Annotated in this window: 11 protein-coding genes; 6 read left to right on the plus strand and 5 right to left on the minus strand. The window is 45.7% G+C overall.

Translation table 11 applies throughout. The annotated features are described in order from the left end of the window. Positions 1-50: 50 nt before the first annotated feature. Positions 51-1,829, minus strand: coding sequence for an aspartate--tRNA ligase (aspS, locus tag L3V33_RS08600; RefSeq protein ID WP_237290245.1), 1,779 nt, complete (start codon positions 1,827-1,829; stop codon positions 51-53). Positions 1,830-2,409: 580 nt separating this feature from the next. On the opposite strand from aspS, the gene L3V33_RS08605 reads away from it, so the two are divergent. From L3V33_RS08605 to L3V33_RS08630, 6 genes are all read left to right on the plus strand, one after another. Next, entirely contained in the window at positions 2,410-3,312 is a 903-nt protein-coding gene (locus L3V33_RS08605) for a DUF72 domain-containing protein (RefSeq protein ID WP_237290246.1), read from the plus strand. Between the two features lie 139 nt (positions 3,313-3,451). Next, positions 3,452-4,180: a carboxy-S-adenosyl-L-methionine synthase CmoA gene (cmoA, locus tag L3V33_RS08610; protein WP_237290247.1), complete on the plus strand. Its 729-nt coding sequence runs from the start codon at positions 3,452-3,454 to the stop codon at positions 4,178-4,180. A 113-nt stretch (positions 4,181-4,293) separates the two neighbouring features. Then, complete coding sequence (gene cmoB, locus L3V33_RS08615) at positions 4,294-5,265, plus strand: tRNA 5-methoxyuridine(34)/uridine 5-oxyacetic acid(34) synthase CmoB (protein ID WP_237290248.1); 972 nt, start codon at positions 4,294-4,296, stop codon at positions 5,263-5,265. A gap of 267 nt (positions 5,266-5,532) precedes the next feature. Next, positions 5,533-6,273, plus strand: coding sequence for an ATP-dependent zinc protease (locus tag L3V33_RS08620; protein ID WP_102455586.1), 741 nt, complete (start codon positions 5,533-5,535; stop codon positions 6,271-6,273). Between the two features lie 17 nt (positions 6,274-6,290). Continuing rightward, positions 6,291-7,796 carry an inactive transglutaminase family protein gene (locus L3V33_RS08625; RefSeq protein WP_004736464.1) on the plus strand — a complete coding sequence of 502 codons (1,506 nt, stop codon included), beginning with the start codon at positions 6,291-6,293 and terminating at the stop codon, positions 7,794-7,796. Positions 7,797-7,799: 3 nt separating this feature from the next. After that, positions 7,800-8,780, plus strand: coding sequence for an alpha-L-glutamate ligase-like protein (locus tag L3V33_RS08630; RefSeq protein ID WP_004736463.1), 981 nt, complete (start codon positions 7,800-7,802; stop codon positions 8,778-8,780). A 111-nt stretch (positions 8,781-8,891) separates the two neighbouring features. On the opposite strand, the gene fdhF is transcribed toward L3V33_RS08630, so the two are convergent. The 4 genes from fdhF to mukF form a co-directional block, all read right to left on the minus strand. After that, entirely contained in the window at positions 8,892-13,121 is a 4,230-nt protein-coding gene (gene fdhF, locus L3V33_RS08635; RefSeq protein WP_237290249.1) for a formate dehydrogenase subunit alpha, read from the minus strand. 368 nt (positions 13,122-13,489) lie between these two features. Further along, the gene (gene mukB / locus L3V33_RS08640; protein ID WP_237290250.1) at positions 13,490-17,950 is read right to left on the minus strand and encodes a chromosome partition protein MukB; all 4,461 of its coding nucleotides are present in this window, start codon (positions 17,948-17,950) and stop codon (positions 13,490-13,492) included. Continuing rightward, a complete protein-coding gene (gene mukE, locus L3V33_RS08645; RefSeq protein ID WP_065204897.1) occupies positions 17,947-18,753 on the minus strand; it encodes a chromosome partition protein MukE in 807 nt (268 codons plus the stop codon). Before mukE ends, mukB begins: the two co-directional genes overlap by 4 nt. Then, complete coding sequence (gene mukF, locus L3V33_RS08650; RefSeq protein WP_017083938.1) at positions 18,734-20,071, minus strand: chromosome partition protein MukF; 1,338 nt, start codon at positions 20,069-20,071, stop codon at positions 18,734-18,736. Before mukF ends, mukE begins: the two co-directional genes overlap by 20 nt. Between the last annotated feature and the right edge of the window lie 14 nt (positions 20,072-20,085).

A 20,085-nucleotide genomic window follows, 5' to 3' on the forward strand; every position in this document is an offset into this window, starting at 1 on the left:
AGAGCTCTCTATCAACTAGGATCTCTTCATCAACGAGAAAGATAACAGGCTTACGCTTGCTCTTTCTTCTCAGCCAATTTAACAGCGATTGCTAGCTCTTCCAGTGATGCTGGGTTTGCTAGGCTTGGCGCGTCTGTTAATAGACATGCTGCAGCTGTTGTTTTCGGGAATGCGATAACGTCACGGATGTTCTCTGTACCACAAAGAAGCATTGCTAAACGGTCAAGACCGAATGCTAGACCTGCGTGCGGTGGCGTACCGTACTTAAGCGCTTCAAGTAGGAAACCGAACTTCTCTTGTTGTTCTTTAGCTTCGATACCTAGGATACCGAATACAGCCGTTTGCATTTCTGCGCTGTGAATACGTACAGAACCGCCGCCTACTTCGTAGCCGTTGATTACCATATCGTATGCATCAGAGTTAGCTGCAGCTGGATTTGCTTTTAGCTCTTCCGCGTTCACACCAAGTGGTGATGTGAATGGGTGGTGCATTGCGTGAAGGTTGCCTTCGCCATCTTCTTCGAACATTGGGAAATCAATAACCCAAAGAGGTGCCCACGCTTTCTTATCGGTTAGCTCTAAGTCATCACCTAGCTTGATACGAAGTGCGCCCATTGCTTCAGCAACGATGTTCGCTTTATCTGCACCAAATAGGATGATATCGCCAGATTCAGCTTGAGTACGCTCAAGAAGACCGTTGATTACGTCTTCGTTTAGGAACTTAGCAACTGGAGATTGGATACCTTCCATGCCAGCAGCACGGTCGTTAACCTTCATCCACGCTAGACCTTTCGCGCCGTAGATGTTTACGTGCTCTGCGTAACCGTCGATTTGCTTACGAGTTAGCTTAGCACCACCTGGTACACGGATAACCGCTACGCGACCTTTTTCGTCGTTCGCAGGGCCAGAGAATACTTTGAACTCAACGTCTTTAACCAAGTCAGCAACATCTACTAATTCTAGTGGGTTACGTAGGTCTGGCTTATCAGAACCGAAACGACGAATCGCTTCAGAGAAAGGCATTACTGGGAATTGGCCCAGTTCAACATCTAGAAGCTCTTTCCACATATCGTGAACTAGCTTCTCAGTGATGTTACGCACTTCTTGAGAAGACAGGAACGATGTTTCGATATCGATTTGAGTAAATTCAGGCTGACGGTCAGCACGTAAATCTTCATCACGGAAACATTTAACGATTTGGTAGTAACGGTCAAAACCAGACATCATCAGCAATTGCTTAAACAGTTGAGGAGACTGAGGAAGTGCGTAGAAGCTACCTTTGTGAACACGGCTTGGTACTAGGTAATCACGAGCGCCTTCAGGTGTCGCTTTCGTTAGTACTGGTGTTTCGATGTCTAAGAATAGATTCTCGTCTAGGAAACGACGAACGAAGCTAGAAGCACGTGCACGAAGCTTAATACGATCGCTCATTTCTGGGCGACGAAGATCGATGTAACGGTACTTAAGACGCTGTTCTTCAGAGTTCGTTTGGTTGAAATCCAGTGGAAGCGCTTCTGAACGGTTGATGATCTCAAGGCCAGTTGCGTAAAGCTCAACTTCACCCGTCGCCATATCTTTATTTACTTGGCTGTCAGGACGAACACGTACTTCACCAGTAAATTTGATACAGAATTCATTACGCAGTTGGTTAGCGATCGGGAAGATATCTTTCATATCTGGATCGACAACAACCTGAACGACGCCTTCACGATCTCGCATATCGATAAAGATAAGACCGCCTAAATCACGGCGACGGTTTACCCAGCCGCACAATTCTACAGTTTGTCCCGCCAGGGACTTGTTCAGGTTACCACAGTAATGGGTACGCATAATGAATTTCCCAATCTCTTAATTATTTACTAGTTTCCAAGCTGTCAGTGGTCATTCCACACAACAGAGCAAAGGAACATTTATACGCGGAAACTCGCTTAAAATCGACCTTCCACATTCGAATTTATTGTGTTTTATCTGGCTTTGCTGCTTTTTAGCCCATCAAGTGCGCAAAGATTCATCAAAACCGAAAAAATTGCGCTAATTATATCTCGAAAGTACCTTAATCAGCAAAACTCTCGTAAAGTAGATTTTAGGGCGCGTTGACCTTTCGTGGTTAAATTTTGTTCGAGATAAAAGCGTTTTAATCGCGGCGAGGGAAAAGTAGCCTAGTCATTCTAAGCAAATCTCCCTCAACAAAGAGTAAAACGCTTTTAGCCGAACCCTTCGGGCAGCGTTTGCTGGGTATTTCTACTACGTTATCGGCTTCTCATGTAGGCTAGCTACACATCAAAGCCTCTGCCTTGTATAAATACCCAGCAACTCGCTGCAAAAACCAGCTCGAAAGATCAACACGCCCTAATTTCAAACCAAAAACTTTTTGTAATGACTGATAGCGTGATGAATAACGGTGTAATAGATGGATGATCGTGTAATAACAGAAACTTTACCTCTAAGACTTGGATTAACCATGTGGTCTCATTCCGAGTGGCAAAGTCAGTTCTATGGTAAGGGAACAAAACCTACTGAACGCTTAGAGAAGTACACACAAGTTTTTCATACGGTTGAAGGCAACACGACCTTCTACGCCACACCGAGTATGTCGACCGTTCACAACTGGAAAGCCGCCAGTCACGGTGATTTTAGGTTTACCTTCAAGCTGCCAAAGTTCATCACCCACCAGCAACAACTTAGGCACTGCCAAGCCGAGCTCAAAGAGTTTTTAATGACCATGTCGCCACTCCACGACCGTATTGGCCAATGGACGATTCAGCTACCACACAGTTTTGAACCTAGCATGCTCCCTGCCCTGCAAAAGTTTTGTACCTTGTTCCCCAAAAATATGCAGCTCGGTGTAGAGGTTCGTCACCTTGGTTTTTTTGATAAGGGTGATGCGGAAAAGCGCTTCAATCATTGGTTAATAGAAGAAGGGATCAATCGCATTATTATGGATAGCCGTCCCGTTTTCTCCGCACCACCAACAACGGAAGCGGTGATCGATGCTCATCAGAAAAAGCCGCGCGTTCCCGTGCATGCGATTGCGACCGCCAATAATCCGATGGTTCGTTTTATTGGTCATCCAGATCAGGAACCCAATCTGGCTTTCTTTAAACCTTGGTTTGCGAAATTACCGACTTGGTTAAATGAAGGTAAGCAGCCTTATTTAATGATTCACACACCAGACAACAATCACGCCCCTGAGTTGGCGATTGCTATTTATAAACAGCTGCAAAAGCAAGTATCTGAAAATACATCACTTATCTTGCCTGATCTCGCTCAATTTCCAGCACAGAAAGGCAATCACCAAATCTCGATGTTTTAACCCCTCACCTATCAGTAACTTCGAACCTTGAGCTAAATCTCAGTTTTCGTGACAGCCGCGCTTTTTTTACGTAAAATACGTCCCCTTTTATTTGGTATGAATTTTGTGCCAATTACGCTGACTGTCGAGAGAAAATGCCATGAGCAACACAGACAATATCTTTTCCGCTCCTATTGATAAAATTGGTGATTTCACCTTTGATGCAAGGGTTGCTGAAGTATTTCCGGATATGATTCAACGCTCGGTGCCTGGTTATAGCAACATTATCTCCGCAATCGGCATGCTGGCTGAGCGCTTTGTAAAGCCACATTCAAATATTTACGACCTTGGCTGCTCTCTTGGCGCGGCGACACTTTCGATGCGTCGCCATATTCAGCAAGAAGGCTGCACCATTTTCGCTGTTGATAATTCACAAGCGATGGTTGAACGCTGCAAGTTGCACGTTAATGCTTATCGCAGTGACACGCCAGTTAAAGTCATTGAAGCCGACATCCGTGAAGTAGAAATTAAAGACGCCTCTGTTGTGGTTCTTAACTTTACGCTGCAATTTCTGTCTCCAGACGACCGATACGCTCTGCTTGAGAGAATTTATGCAGGCTTGCGCCCGGGCGGGATCTTAATTCTGTCAGAAAAATACGTATTCGAAGATGAAAGTTCAAATGAACTGCTTATCGACCTGCACCATGATTTCAAACGTGCCAATGGATACAGCGAACTTGAAGTAAGCCAAAAACGCAGTGCAATCGAAAACGTGATGCGTCCAGACTCGATCCCTGTCCACAAGGAACGCTTTGATAAGATTGGCTTCTCAAGCAGCGAAGTGTGGTTCCAATGCTTCAACTTTGGTTCAATGTTCGCGATTAAATAGCGCTGAACCACAATTGGCTAAAGTCTGAAACTCTCATACTTTAGCCCTTAATTTCCTGTGTTATGGCTATAAGGCTGTACACATTATGAATTCCACAACGGTTAATATTATTCATGTTTAATTTTGCTAACTTTTATCAACTCATTGCCCAAGACACTCGCCTACAGCCATGGCTCAATGTTCTTCCTCAACAGCTGACGGATTGGCAAAATTCAGAGCACGGTGACTTCGACCGTTGGTTACGTGCACTGAATAAAATCCCCCAAGGCGTGCCTGACCAAGTTGATCTGAAAAACTCAGTAACCATTGGTAGCTCGACACCATTTCACACAGGTGAACTTAAGAAGTTAGAAAGCTTACTAAAGACCTTCCACCCGTGGAGGAAGGGTCCTTACACCGTTCACGATATCCATATCGATACGGAGTGGCGCAGTGACTGGAAATGGGACCGTGTCCTTCCTCATATTTCTCCATTGAAAAACCGCTCTGTGCTCGATGTGGGTTGTGGCAATGGTTACCACATGTGGCGCATGCTAGGTGAAGGCGCACGCCTAACGGTGGGTATCGACCCTTCTCACCTATTCTTGGTTCAGTTTGAAGCGATTCGTAAGTTAATGGGCGATGACCAACGTGCTCATCTATTACCTTTAGGTATTGAGCAACTGCCAAAACTAGAAGCCTACGATACTGTATTTAGCATGGGTGTGTTGTATCACCGTCGTTCACCACTGGATCACTTGATTCAGCTGAAAGACCAATTGGCTTCTGGCGGTGAGTTGGTTCTTGAAACCTTGGTGATTGAAGGTGACGAGAATGCGGTATTAGTCCCTGTTGACCGTTACGCGCAAATGAGAAATGTGTACTTCTTCCCTTCTGCTCGCGCACTGAAACGCTGGCTAGAACAGGTTGGCTTTGAAGACGTGCGTATCGTTGACGAAAATGTCACGACGATTGGCGAACAACGCACAACAGAATGGATGACACACAACTCCCTTCCAGATTACCTCGATCCGAATGATCCAAGTAAAACGGTTGAGGGTCACCCGGCACCGAGACGTGCTGTTCTTGTTGCGACGAAACCGTAATTTCTATAAGACCAAAGCCATGAAGTCTGTGGTCACTAAGTCTTAGTTATTTATATGTGTAAGTTTTGATTAGCAAGAGCATGAATTGTATAAAATCCGTGCTCATGCTTAACAAATGAACGAACTCAGATCACAATAATTTTCGTAGCGCTCACATAGCGATTCAATATGACCAGACTCTTACAATAGGATGCTTCACGCGTCCTTTTTTGTGGGATAAACTACTAAATAGTCTGAACTATTCTCTAATTCTCAAAGGTTTTTTATATGTTTAAGCGATTATCGCCTATCGTGGCGGTTGGTTTGCTCTCTGGTTGTACCCTCACGAACGGTGCTACCTACCACCAAGAAACTCTCGACGCTATTGCCCGCTCAGAGACAAACATCGCAAATAAGGTTCAAATTCTTGAACTGCAATTAAGTAATCAAAGTGATTATATTGAAAGCTTAGAAGACGAAATCACCACTCTTTCTAGTCAATTAGATGTTCATCTGACCAGCATGGAACATAAGGTTATTGAAGAGCTAGAGGAAGAAGAACCAGTCGTCGTTACCGCTACTCCTGTCACTACTACGTTACAACCGACCATCCTTGGCGGAATCGAAAAAGTGTCTATCGACTCGATCAAACAGAGCTTTGATGCGCGTGTTGATACTGGCGCAACCACCTCTTCTTTAAATGCTGTCGACATCAAAGAATTCGAACGTAACGGTAAAGACTGGGTGAGATTCCATTTGGCCGATAAAGCACAAGCCGTAGAAGACCAAAAATGGATTGAAGCGCCCGTTGTGCGGTATGTAAAAATCCGTCAGTCAACGAATGACCAGACAGAACGTCGAGCTGTGATCGAATTATGGGTAAAAGTTGGAAATATCCATGAAAAAGCGCAATTTACATTGGCGGATCGCTCTCAAATGAGTCACCCTGTATTACTAGGGCGCGAATTTATCAAAGACATAGCGCTAGTAGATGTAAGTAAAAAGTACGTACAAACGGAAGTTAAATAACAATAGTAGGGTAAGCTATGACGTCAAGAATTCCATTTTATATCTCTATTTTCCTGCTCATCGTGGCAGGTATAACACTGAGTATGTTCAGACATACCACCTACGGCGTACCTTGGACTCCAGGGGAAACCAGGCAGGTTTGGGACGTTGAAGCTCGTATCGAGTTCAATGCGGTTGGTAAAGAAGCAAAAGTTTCATTAGCTGCTCCTCACACTCAATCTAATTATACACTTATTGGTGAGTCAGCTTCATCTCCAGGTTACGGCATCTCTTACTTGAACACCGAGTCAGGTCGTCGTGCAGAATGGTCTATTCGCCACGCTGATGGCCCGCAAACTATCTACTACAAGACTCAATTCCTAGTTGATAACCAAGCAAAAATTGATGCGATACCACCAGAAGGTGAAATTACGCAACCAAGCTTTGATGGTCCAGAAGAAGCGGCAGCGTTGGCACTGATTGACCGAGCAACCAAGCGCTCAGCAGACAACATCACCTTCACTCGTGAACTTATCAAAACGCTTAATGATCCAGACAGCCAAAACTCTGCGCTGATTCTGAATAACATGAGCAAAGTTGAAGCAACACACAAGCTACTTTCAGCAGCAAACATTCACAATAAAGTGGTTGGTGTTATCGAGCTAGAAGATGGACGTCGTCGTCAATCTATCCAGCAAATGAACCAGATCTGGGATAACGACCAATGGGTTTTATTCTCTCCTGAATCAAGCGAACAGCAAGTTCAGCCAAACCTGCTAATTTGGGATGAATCAAATGTATCTCTATTAGACGTGGTTGGCGGTCAGAACAGTAAAGTTCACTTCTCAATGATTGCTCAGGAGGTGACTCCCACTGAAGCAACCAACAGTAAAGTCTCTGCGGATCAACTGTTAAACCTTTCCATTCATAGTCTGCCGCTAGAAGAGCAAGCGATGTTTAAAACCATCATGCTGATTCCTATCGGTGCTCTGATTGTTGTGTTCCTACGTGTCATCATCGGCCTGAAAACGTCTGGTACGTTCATGCCTGTACTGATTGCAGTAGCCTTTGTACAAACACAATTGGTAACGGGTATTGTCGGCTTCCTACTTATCGTAGGTACAGGTCTTATTATTCGAAGTTACTTATCCAAGCTCAACTTGCTACTGGTCGCCAGGATATCCGCCGTAATCATTACGGTAATCATGATTATCTCTGTGTTTACTGTAGTGGCGTTTAAAGTCGGTCTGACCGAAGGTCTATCGATTACGTTCTTCCCAATGATTATCCTATCTTGGACTATCGAACGTATGTCTATCCTTTGGGAAGAAGAAGGGGCGAAAGAGGTAGTGCTACAAGGTGGTGGTTCTCTATTTACCGCTGTTCTTGTTTACTTAGGCATGACTAACCCGTTCATCCAGCATTTAACGTTTAACTTTATTGGTTTACAGCTTGTTATTCTAGCGACCATCTTGCTACTAGGTAACTACACAGGCTACCGTCTAACCGAGCTTCGTCGCTTTAAACCGCTAGCGGAGGACTAAGTTATGTTTGATCAATTTACTTCACCGTTTAAGTTGAAAGACAAAGGCATAATGGGAATGAACAAGCGTAACCATAGCTATATTGGTCGCTACAATGATCGTTCCAAGTATCCACTCGTTGATGACAAGCTTAAGACTAAGATTATTGCTGAACAAGCTGGTGCAACCGTACCAACACTGATTGGCGTTATTGGTCACCAAGCTGAAGTAAAAACAATCCACAAGATGGTTAAAGAGTGGCCGGGGTTTGTAATCAAGCCCGCTCAAGGTAGTGGTGGTAAAGGTATCCTTGTTGTTATTTCTCACAAGGATGGTGTTTATACCAAGCCATCGGGTTCGACTATCAATGAAGAAGACGTAGAGCGTCACATCAGTAACGCTCTCGCGGGTCTTTTCTCACTGGGTGGTAAGAACGACGTAGCCGTGGTTGAAAACCTCATCAAGTTTGACGAGTGTTTTGATGGCTTCAGTTATGAAGGTGTGCCCGATGTACGAATTATCGTATTCAAAGGCTACCCTGTGATGGCGATGATGCGTCTTTCTACTTCAGCTTCTGACGGCAAGGCAAACTTGCACCAAGGCGCTGTGGGTGTGGGCATCTGTATCGCGACGGGTAAAGCCGTTCGTGCGGTTCAATTTGACCACCCTGTGACTCACCACCCGGACACGGACAAAGAGTTGGCACAACTTCAAGTACCGCATTGGGAAAAACTGCTTACGCTAGCATCAAGCGCGTGGGAAATGACAGGCCTTGGTTACATGGGCACTGACATGGTTTTAGACCAAGAAGAAGGTCCAATGGTACTAGAGCTAAACGCTCGTCCAGGATTAGCAATACAGATTGCAAACGGCGCGGGTTTATTGCCTCGCTTGCATCATATTGAAAACCTAGGCACGCCAGCTGAATATCCAAAACCTGCAGAGCGCGTGGCATACGCCGCAAAGCAATTTGGTGTTCACGGTAACGAACTCGCTTCAAACTAAGCGACTAACTCGGTCATTTGACACCGAATCTAGCTCAATAAATAAAGCCGCATAACTCTGAGAGTTACGCGGCTTTTTAATGCCTATCGTTAATTAGCTTAACGCTCGGAACTAAGCTTCTGTTGTTTCGGCTTCAGGCTCACGAATTGGGTCAATGCGGACTGCCGCCACCTTAAACTCTGGGATCTTAGCGTGCGGATCGGTTGCAGTCGTAGTTAAGCGGTTAACTGGAGATTCGACAAAATGGAATGGAATAAATACCACCCCCTTTTGCATTCGCTTAGTGACAAATGCCGCGATTTCAATTTCTCCACGACGGGTTGATACTTTGAGCATCTGGCCATTCGAGATCCCTAACGCTTCGGCATCATGAACACTCACCATAGCACGTGGTCCTGCCAAGTTATCAAGCCCTTTGGTTTTACGTGTCATGGTCCCGGTGTGGAACTGTTCTAGGATGCGACCTGTCGTTAATACTAGCGGGTATTCCGCATCAGGAAGTTCTGCTGCGTATCTAAACGGAATCGCTTCCATTTGACCACGCCCGCGAGTAAATTGAGTCTGGTGCATGATGCGTGTACCGTCAGGGTTATTCTTATTACTTGGCCATTGGACGCCGTTCACCGTAATATTCTCCCAACGTAAACCACCATACTGCGGCGTTACACGTGCTATCTCATTGGTGATATCAGCAACGGTTTTATAGTCCCAACCGCCGTCCATTGCATTGGCTAGCATTTGAATAATCACCCAATCTTCTTTCGCGTCACCGGGCGGATTAACAGCAGGATTAATACGTTGGACTCGGCGCTCTGTATTAGTGAAGTGGCCAGACTTTTCAGCAAACGAACAAGACGGCAGAACCACATCGGCATACTGAGCGGTTTCGGTTAAGAAAATATCTTGAACCACTAGGAAATCTAACGCTTCAAGGCCTTCAATCACATGCGCTTGATTTGGGTCACTCAACACTGGGTTCTCACCCATGACATACAGACCGCGAACATCTCGATGGCACGCTCCATCAATAATTTCGGTGAGCGTTAACCCCGCTTCCGCTGGTAAGTCAGAAACACCCCACTCCATCGCGAATTTTTGACGAACTATCGGGTTATACACTTTCTGATAACCTGGAAGGTTGTTCGGCAATGCCCCCATATCACACGCGCCCTGAACATTGGATTGACCACGTAATGGGTTTATACCACCGCCTTCGATACCAATGTTGCCACACAAGAGTTGTAGATTAGCGATTGAACGTACGTTGTCGTGACCAGTAGTGTGTTGCGTAATACCCATCGAATAATACACTGCGGTGCGTTCTGCAGTACCAATCAAGCGAGCCATCGCGAAGATATCTTCCGCTTTCACGCCAGTCACTAATTCAACTTTATCAAGTGAATAGCTTGGTGACATGACTTCCTGCAATAAGGTATCAAAGCCGTCAACACGATCATCAATATAATCTTGATCGTACCAACCGTGTTTGATGATCTGCTGCATCACACCATTAATCAGCATCACATCAGTGCCCGGTCGGTGCGCTAAGTAAAGCTCAGCATGGTCAGCAATATCGATTCGTTTTGGATCAGCAACGATCAATCGTGCGCCACCATGCCTCACCGCTTGCTTGATGTGCGAGCCAATAATTGGGTGTGCTGAAGTAGTATCTGAACCGATAATAAAGATCACATCTGAATGCTTGATACTTGGAATATCATTGGTCATCGCCCCGCTACCCAGCGAAGCCTCTAAACCGGTAACAGTAGAAGCATGACAAAGACGTGCACAGTGATCGACGTTATTAGTGCCTAATTCACGGCGTATGAATTTTTGGAAGGCATAGTTGTCTTCATTGGTGGTTTTCGCCGATGAGAAGCCCGCCAAAGCATTGCTACCAAAGCCCTGTTTAATCGCGGTAAATTTATCAGCAATGAGCTTAATCGCTTCTTCCCAACTTGCAGGTTGCAACCAGCCATCTTTACGAATTAATGGTGTGGTTAAACGCGCATCACTGCCCACAAAATCGAAGCCGAATCGCCCCTTAACACACAACATGCCTTCATTAACCGGAGAGTCACCGCCTTCGATATAACGGATTTTGTTTGTCTGCTCATCGATATGCATGGTTAGCTTACAGCCCACACCACAATAGGTGCAGATGGTATCGACTTTCTTGAGTAGGTCTGTGTCTCCCTGCTTTCTATCACGAGCATCCACCATTGCACCGGTTGGACACGCCTGAATACACGATCCACATTGAACGCAGTTTGAGTCGCCCATTAAGGTCTTGTCTGCCCCAAAATTAGGACGACATTCAGGTCTTGATGCAGGCTTGCCATCAGATTGATTCATGAAGCTTAAAACGCCATGAACATTCTGTTCGCGACACGCTTGGATACACTGGCCGCAACTGATACAGCGGTTGGCATCAAAGATAATAAATTCTGAACTGTCATCAACTGCAAATTTTTGTCTTGTTAAACCGACCTTCGCTTCTTCTGCACGAATCGCCTGCCAACTCTCATTCGAAGCCATATCGATTTTGTACTCTGGATGTGTTTGCGTTACCTTGTATTCGGTCGAGTAGTCTCGTAGGTCGCAATCGGTATTGGCTTGGCAACCACATTCTAGACATCTTGCTGCTTCCGCAATTGCATCGGCATTATCAAACCCTGTTTCTACTTCGTCGAAACTTTGTTCACGCTGCTCGGGGGTTAGCTCTGGCATGATCTTACGCGCCATACGCTGTATGGATTTGTATTGCTCAGGATCCACCGCTTTGAGCTGCTTGTGCTTTCTTGAATTAAACGGTTTAACCGGAATATTATCCATGTCGCCATGAAAGAACCGATCAATCGCCTGTGCAGCAATGCGCCCATCCCCCACCGCTTCCACTGCGGTTGCAGGGCCGCGTCGGAAATCACCGATACTAAAGATATTGCCGGTACCTGTATGCATGGTTTGCGGATCGGCATCAGCGGTATTCCAACGAGTAAGAGGAATATCAATCGCTTCATTGTCCATAAAGCTCAGATCCGGCTTTTGCGACACGGCAGCAATAACCGTATCAAACGCTTCAACAAAGAATTCGCCCGTTGGTTTAGGGCTACGACGACCAGAGGCATCTGCTGGTCCCAAAGCCATACGCTCTAATCGTATTTCTGATACATGACCATTTTCATCGGCTATGTTTTCTGCCGGGTTGGTTAAGAAGTGGAATTTCACGCCTTCATGCTCAGCTTCTTCGATTTCGTAATCTTCTGCCGGCATCTCGTCTCGAGTGCGACGATAAATCAGCGTGGTATCAGCGCCATCACGAACCGCTGTTCGAGCACAGTCAATCGCGGTATTACCGCCACCGATCACTGCAACCTTTTTACCAGTGACATACTGCTGATCGGTCACGTAATCTTTCAGATAATCGACGCCTAGGTAACAACCGCCAAGCTCGCTGCCCGGATAATTCATTTCAACCGCTTTCGACGCGCCAACGGCTAAACAAACCGCATCAAAATCGTTACTCAAATCAGACAATGTAAAATCAACACCGAGCTTTTTATCACACTCTACCGACATCCCATTACGACACATCAGTTCGATTTCTTTATCTAGAATCGACTTAGGTAAGCGATATTCAGGGATACCGTAACGCAGCCAACCTCCCGCTTTGGGCATCGACTCATAAACACTGACATCGTAGCCTTCGTTAGATAGGTAATAACCTGCTGTAAGACCACCGGGGCCACTACCAACAATCGCAATACTTTTGCCTTTAATTGGTTTCTTAGTTGGCATGTAGCTCTCTTGAGCGGCTAAATCTGCGTCGGCAGCGTGTCGTTTGAGTTGACGAATCGCGATGGATTCATCGACCAAGTTGCGACGACATTCCGTTTCACAGAAAGCAGGACATACTCGACCAATTGAAAGTGGCATTGGTAGTGTCTTTTTGATCACCTCAATCGCTTTAATGTGATCATTTTGAGCAATATGATGGAGGTAAGACTGGATATCAACGCCAGCAGGACAAGCCGTTTGGCATGGCGCCTCACAGTCAGCGTAGTGATCTGTCATGATACGATTTAGTGCTTCTTGTCGATGAATCGTTAACTGTTTTGACTGAGTGGTAATATTCAGCCCATTAGACACTTCAAGCTCACAAGAACGAGTGACACCAACGCCATCAACTTCAACAACACACAAGTCACACGGTACTTTATCCGCTGTTTTGTTCAAACCACATAAAGATGGGATCTCTAAACCACATGTTTTTGCCGCTTCAAGAACGGTTTGCCCTTGATCGACGATTCGATATTTCCCATCAATAACGATTTGAATCATACCTAAGTCCTACCTTTACCTTTCGCACACGCGAGTTATCAACAATCAAAATTTAAGTAATACAATATTATTAATATTATTAAACCTATGTCATTACCATACATTATTTGTGGTTTTGTGCGTGTGACCTCAAACAAGTTCCATTGATAATAACCATAAGGCATGAGAGGTCTTATCAGTATCGACGAGAGGATTAGGCGGGAGGGGTTCTGCTGTAGAAGTAAGAAGTAAGAAGTAAGAAGTAAGAAGTAAGGAATTAGATTCAAGGTACAAAAAAGCCCCTAATGATTAGGGGCTTTGAACAAATATCATTGAGTCACTTTCGAGCTTATAGGTGCGCTATCAAGGTTATAACTCGGCTATCAAAGTTATTGCTCAGTTTCTTCGATAAGCTCTTGAACTGGTGATGCTGGCTTGTTTTGAGCAAAACCACGCAAGCCAACAACATGTACGTGTTCGTGATCTTTGAAGACCTTACGAACCAGTTTGTAGGTTGTACCTTTCTCTGGGCTAATGTTTTCAGGTGCTGCAATCAGAAGTTGCATACCCAAGCGGTCACACAGTTCAAACAGCGTAGAGATCGATTTAGAATCCAGACGTGCTGCTTCATCAAGGAACAACAAACGACATGGAACGATGTCTTTACTGCGAAGTCGACGAGATTCCTCTTCCCAGCTCTGAATAACCATCAATAGAATTGACTGACCCGTACCGATCGCCTCACCCGTAGACAGTGCGCCCGATTCCGCTTGTAACCAACCGTCTGAACCACGGTTAACTTCAACACTTAGCTCTAGGTAGTTACGGTAATCCAGTAGCTCTTCACCCAGAACTTGCGGAGAACGTTGACCCATATCGATATGCGGGTTCACTCGTTGGAACAACTTCGCCATCGCTTCTGAGAAGGTAAAGCGCGTTGATTCAAACAAGTCTTTGTGTTGCTCTTGTTGAGTCGCTAGCCCTGATAGCAAGATCTCGTGGCTTTCACGGATCTTAACGTTCAGACGTACGCCTTTAACCTGACCAAAGTAAATGTTAGACAAACCTTGGTTCAGCATTCGAATACGGTTCTGCTCGCGCTGAATCGTTTTCTTGATGATACTTGCTACGGACTCAGAGCTGATTGCCAGGCGATTTTCACGCTGCGTCAATTCTTCTGTTAGTCGAGCTAGCTCAACTTCCATCTCTTCGATAGCTTCAACCGGATCATCCGTACGAATAATATCCTGACGAATACGCTCGCGAAGGTGTTGGTAAACTGCAATGTAGAACAAAACCTTACGTTCTGGATGCGCGTTGTCTTCAGAGAGACGCAGCGAATCGCGTAGGTCGTCATTGTCAGCGACAGCCAGACGTAGCGCACCCAATGACTTGTCTGACATTGAGCGAAGTTCGCCCGCCGTTAGGTAAGCCAGTTCACGCTTGTGTAAACGACGTTCAACGTCATTCTCACGAGCTAAACGAAGTACTGAACACCAGCCTGCTTTTGCTGCAACTACGAAGGTACGAAGCTCTGTGTACTCTTTCTGAACTTTCTTAAGACGCTTGGCCAGTGCTTTCATCTCAAGTTCAGTTGATGTAATCGTACGCTCGTATTCGCTCTTACGCCCACGAGAAGTATGCAGACGTTCGTGCAGTTCATCGCGACGACGTACAGCACGTTCTTCAGCGCCTTCATCAGCATTGACACCAAACTCTTGTAGCTCTTGTTTGAACTCTTGAACCGTTTCTTGTTTCGCTTGATGTGAGCTCTTCAGTGCTGCCAATACTTGGTTGTACTGGTTCATCTGTTCACGAGCTTGTTTCAAGCCATCACGGCCTTTCGTTCGAGCTTGTTCAGCTTGAACCAATTTCGCTTTCAGTTGTTCGCTTAGTTCGCTGCTCTTGTTTAGAAGATCAACAGAATCCGCATAGGCAAAGTAGTGACGACGTTCAATCAAGTCAGACAGAGCAAACACTTTACCTTTCAGGCTTTGTAGAGCTTGGTCAGCTTGTTGGTATTGTGCTTCTAGTGTCTCGAACTGTTCAGGGTCTGCGTCTAGTGCAGAAACGATCTGCTCTAAAGACGCCAGTGCCTTGCCATGGTTGTTCAAGTACGACTTAGCTTCGCTCAAGCGCTCTAGTTGCGCTTCTAATTCAGCTAGGCGTTCAGCCAATGTTTCGTCTTCTAAAATACGAACCATTGGTGCTAATTTGTCTAGAGCACCCAACGCTTGTTTACTCTGTTGTAGCTGACTACGTTGCTGTTGCTCTTTAGAATTTAATTCAGCCAAAGAGCGTACAATCTGGTTACGCTTGTCACGAATAGACACTAGTGCCTGTTCAGGGTCAGCGTTAAACGCAACGTGTAGGTGCTTAGCAACAAAGCTATTGAATGCTTGGTATAGGCGATTCAGCTTTTGTGCATCAAACGCCGCTTTCGCGTGGTTTTCCACAACAACATCACGCTCTTCACGCAATTTCTCTAATCGTTGTTCACGAGCCGCACGGCCAAACAGAGGGATCTCAGGGAAACGAGAGTAACGCATTTGGCGATCGTTCAGCTGAACACACACCGCGCCCTCTAACTCATCAGCATTGAATGAGCTGTCATCAAACGCATCAACATCGCCTTCAAGGATGTAAAGGTCATCTGGACAATCATCAAGATCCACCAGCTTCTCTTTAATACCATCAAGATCAGAGACCACAATCGCATGACGAGCAGGACCGTACATCGCACTGAAATACGGTGCATCACCAATGGTAATGTCGTCATATATTTCAGAAAGCAGAACGCCACCAAGCGTATCCGCTAAACCTTTCAAACGAGGATCGTTAGAGCCACCCGGAGAAGCTAAGCGTTCAATCTCTTGCTCAAGTTCAGCTCGGCGCGTCGCCAATTGATCTTTCGCTACCGCTTGAGATTTCTCGTCTTCAAGCACTTGCTGCATGTGAGTCATTACTGCTTGGCTATCTTCTAGCTCAGCGTCTGTTTGATCTCTTAGGGCTTCAAGTGCGTCGTTCGCCGTGATCCACGCTGGAGCAATAGACTCAAGTTTTTGAATCTCTTGGTCGTGGTTTTGTTGCACACGACGTTGCTCACTCTTCGCTTCACGCAGCTCTTCTTGAGCGTACTCAAGAGACTCGATCTGCATTGCATGGCGTTCACGTTCTTCATCGAAAACCGCTTCGTCAGTCAGTGAGATGTTGTGTTGCTTTTGATATTCAGTCGCAAGCTCTTTTGCTTGACGCTGCTGCGCCACATCACGAGCCATGTCACGGTGCTGAGCACGCCACTGTTGTTCGTTTTCAACAACGTGTTTTGCGTTACGGCCTTTTTCTAAAGCTTGCTTAGCACTGTTAGACGCTTCTTTACGCTCAACTTCACCAACGATGCTTTTAACAAGAGCGAGCGCTTTGTCGAACTGCGCAGAGGCAGCAGAAGACATGTCGAGCTTATGTTTAGTAGACAGTAGCGTTTGAGTGCTTGATTCTTCTTGTGCTTTTAGCTCAGAAACCAGAGTTAATGCGCTCTCTGCGGTAATAGATTCATCACCGAGTAGCTGCTTAGTTTTCTCTAATGCTTGAACCGCTTGCTGATATTGAAGCGCACGAGTCTGCTGAACATCCAACGCTTGTTGGTAGTCAGCAAGCTGAGTTTTCAGGCTATCCACTTCTTCTTCAGTAATGGTTGCCTGTTCTTCAGCAAGAAGCACTCGCTCTTGAGCTTCTTCAACCACCATCATCTGCTCTTCTAGACGCTCATTAAGCTCTTCTAGATCTTCGCTGTAGCGAGCAATTTTCTCTTGCTGACGAAGTGCAGTTTGAACTAATTGAAGATGATCCGAAGCCGCTTGGTAATCTTGCTCTAGCGCTGACTCTTGATCGACCAACAGCTCAAGCTCTTCTTGAACGCGGTTCAACAAGTTGTTTTGATCAAGCAAGGTTTCACGAGAACCAAACAGTTCGCCACGGAACTTCATGGTTTGATCAAGCTTGTTACGACGATCGTTGGCATGGCGCATGTAATCTGCTGCCACGTAATTCGTAGATTCAGTGATCAAGTGCTTGAACAGGTCACGATCCGACTGAGTCGTTTTGATCGCTTCTAGCGTCATGCGGTTTTCACGCAGTGCTGATTCCATATCTTGGAATGCTTTCTTCACACCGCCATTTTGCGGCAGAAGGTAATCACGCAGAGAACGTGTAATCGCACTTGAGATACCGCCGTAAAGTGATGCTTCAATCAAACGGTAGAACTTAGAACGGTCACTGCTGTTACGCAGTTTCTTTGGAACCACACCGTATTCAAACATCTGTGAGTGGTAATCAACAATCGAAGAAAATGCTTTAAAATGCGCGCCTTCGTATTGTGCTACCGCTGCTTTCACGTCATTCAACTGACATACGCGGGCATGGCTGTCTGAAACGTTTTGAATCAATACATCCGTTGGTTTCACATGGCTAGGAAGGCCTTGGATAACGAACGGCTTGATGTCTACTTTCTTGTCACGACCCGCTACTTGCTGCAGCTTTACTGCAAACAGTAGGCGTTGATTACGAGAGTTCACAACATCCAGCGCTGCATAACATGCGCCTGGCTGAAGCTTACCGTAAAGGCCTTTATCACGAGATGACTGTGAGCTACCCGCTTCCGTTGTGTTACGGAAATGCAGAAGGCTTTGGTCAGGAATCAGCGCTGTGATGAATGCCGCCATAGTGGTCGACTTACCTGCACCGTTACCGCCAGAAAGCGTTGTAACCAATCCATCAATATCAAAAGTACGCGCAAAGAAACCGTTCCAGTTGATCATGGTTAATGATTGATACTTACCTCTTTCAATCATGCTTCACCTTCTACTTTTGTTTGTTCGCCGTCGTTCGACTCTAGATCGAAGTCAGCTTGATCGTTAAAAATGTCTTGTTGACCGTTTTCGTCTACGCCTGCATCTACTTCTGATGCGGCTTCCGCTTGTTCTTCATTCAACAAGCTACCTTGGTTAGGCTCTTGGGTATGAACAACAGCTTCACCATCACGGATAAGACGTAATTGCGCTTCTTTCATATCGTCGCCAACACGAACGTCAGCGCCAAAACGGAATACCGCTTCACTGATGCGGAACTTGCCGGTTTCGCCAATCGCAATCAACATGCCAATACGGCGTAAGCGACGTAGAGAAGTACGCACTTTTTCAAACAACTTTTCTTTGTCTAAGTCAGAACCAGACGCACGGTTGGTTGCTAGCTTCATGAGTTTTTTCTCATCCGCTAACGACATCAATTCATCAAACAGTTCTTGGTTGGTGAAGATACCTTCATGAGCCAGACGTTCTGGGCTTAGATATAAGAAGCACAACACCTTGCCAACCAACATGTCTAGCTCAGACAACACACTACGACCAATCAGAGACGTAGAGCGCGGACGCAAGTAGAAGAAACCTTCCGGTGCTTTTACCAGCTCCGTATTGTAGCGTTGATAGAAATGCTGAAGCTCAACTTCAAAATCAGACAGTAACGCGTGGTTATCTAGGTCTTCTGTTGAAACATGCTTACCTGAACGCAGCATGCTATCTAGCGCAGGGAACAGTGGGTTCGCTATCGCTTTTACCAGTTTCTCTGGCATGTAATCATCAGTACTTGTTAATGACATTTGCTTGTACCTTTGCACCGAAATCGTTGATTGCCTGCCAATCCGGCTGAATAGCCTGATAGTCAGACGCTGAGTAACCTAAGCGCACGGCTTGGTCGACAACAATTCTGGCTAAATCAAAATGGTGTGTGCGAGGGTGTGCTGCGAGGTAATCGCGTAACACAAGGCCAAGGTCAATTGGCGCGCCTTGCTGTTTATGAGCTTTTAACATCTCTGCAATTCGTTCTGAAAGCAGATCATTCACTTGCTCAAATTCTTCGTACTCAACGTCGATTGGCGCTTGTCCCATCACTTCATCATCACGAAGCACGAGCGCTTCATCACGAAGATCTGTCAGCTTCTCAGCATCGGCGTAGGTCAATAACCAAGGCGCATCAAAGTAGTCGGTGACTGACTGACGCAACCGCTGGCTAAAGGCACGGTTTTTATCCATATCGATAGCGGTACGGATAAATTTGTGAACGTGGCGGTCGTAGCCGATCCACAAGTCGATTGCTTGCTGACCCCAACTGGTGATTCGGTCAAGCTTCATTTGCAAACCGAACAGGGTTTCGCCAACGAACTCGAGTTCATCGTCACCGTAAACAATTTCTTGAATATCGAGGATCTGTGTTTGCAGTTCATCACCCGCCGCTTGCAAGGTATCTTGCAATTCTTTTAGCGTCGCAGAAGTTTCTGATAGCAAAGCTTCACAGTTATTAATCGCTTCTCGCCAGTCCTTATTTAAAAGGTCGGCAATTTGCTGCTTAACGGTTTGTTGCTGCTCATCCATAACACGTTGGTTAAGATCAATCTGATCGAAAATTTCACCAACTGAATATTTGAGCACGCCGTAAACGTTCTTTTTCCAATGCCCCGGAGTTCCGCCCTTCTGCGCAGCTTCAATGGCTTTTGCCATCTCATCGGCAACCATAGAAAGCTGAATAGACAGTTTTAATTTAGAGAACTGACGGTGACGTAAGTAATAATCAGAGATACCAACGGCCAACGGTGATAAGCGGTAGATGCTCGCACCATCGGTGATTTCACTGGTAAAGCGGCTGATCAACTTCTGTTTAACTAGCTCATTGATGGCATTGTTGGCACGAAACGCAGACGCTTCGCCAGTATCTTCAAACAGTCGAGTGACAATGGTAAATGCATCGTGCAGTTCACCTTCGCCCAACTCTTCATCGAACCTTTCATTGCTTAGTACTGCGATAGCAATCAAAAATGCTAAGCGCTCTGGTGGCAAGTTTAATGAAAAATCATGCTGCTTGACCCAGCCCACCAACTCATCAATTGGCTGCTCTTCGGCAGTTTGAGTCATTTCACTCATTGTGGTTCCTGTTA

Origin of the sequence: Vibrio sp. A2-1 (assembly GCF_021728355.1) — a bacterium.
Classification (GTDB): Bacteria; Pseudomonadota; Gammaproteobacteria; order Enterobacterales; family Vibrionaceae; genus Vibrio; species Vibrio splendidus_K.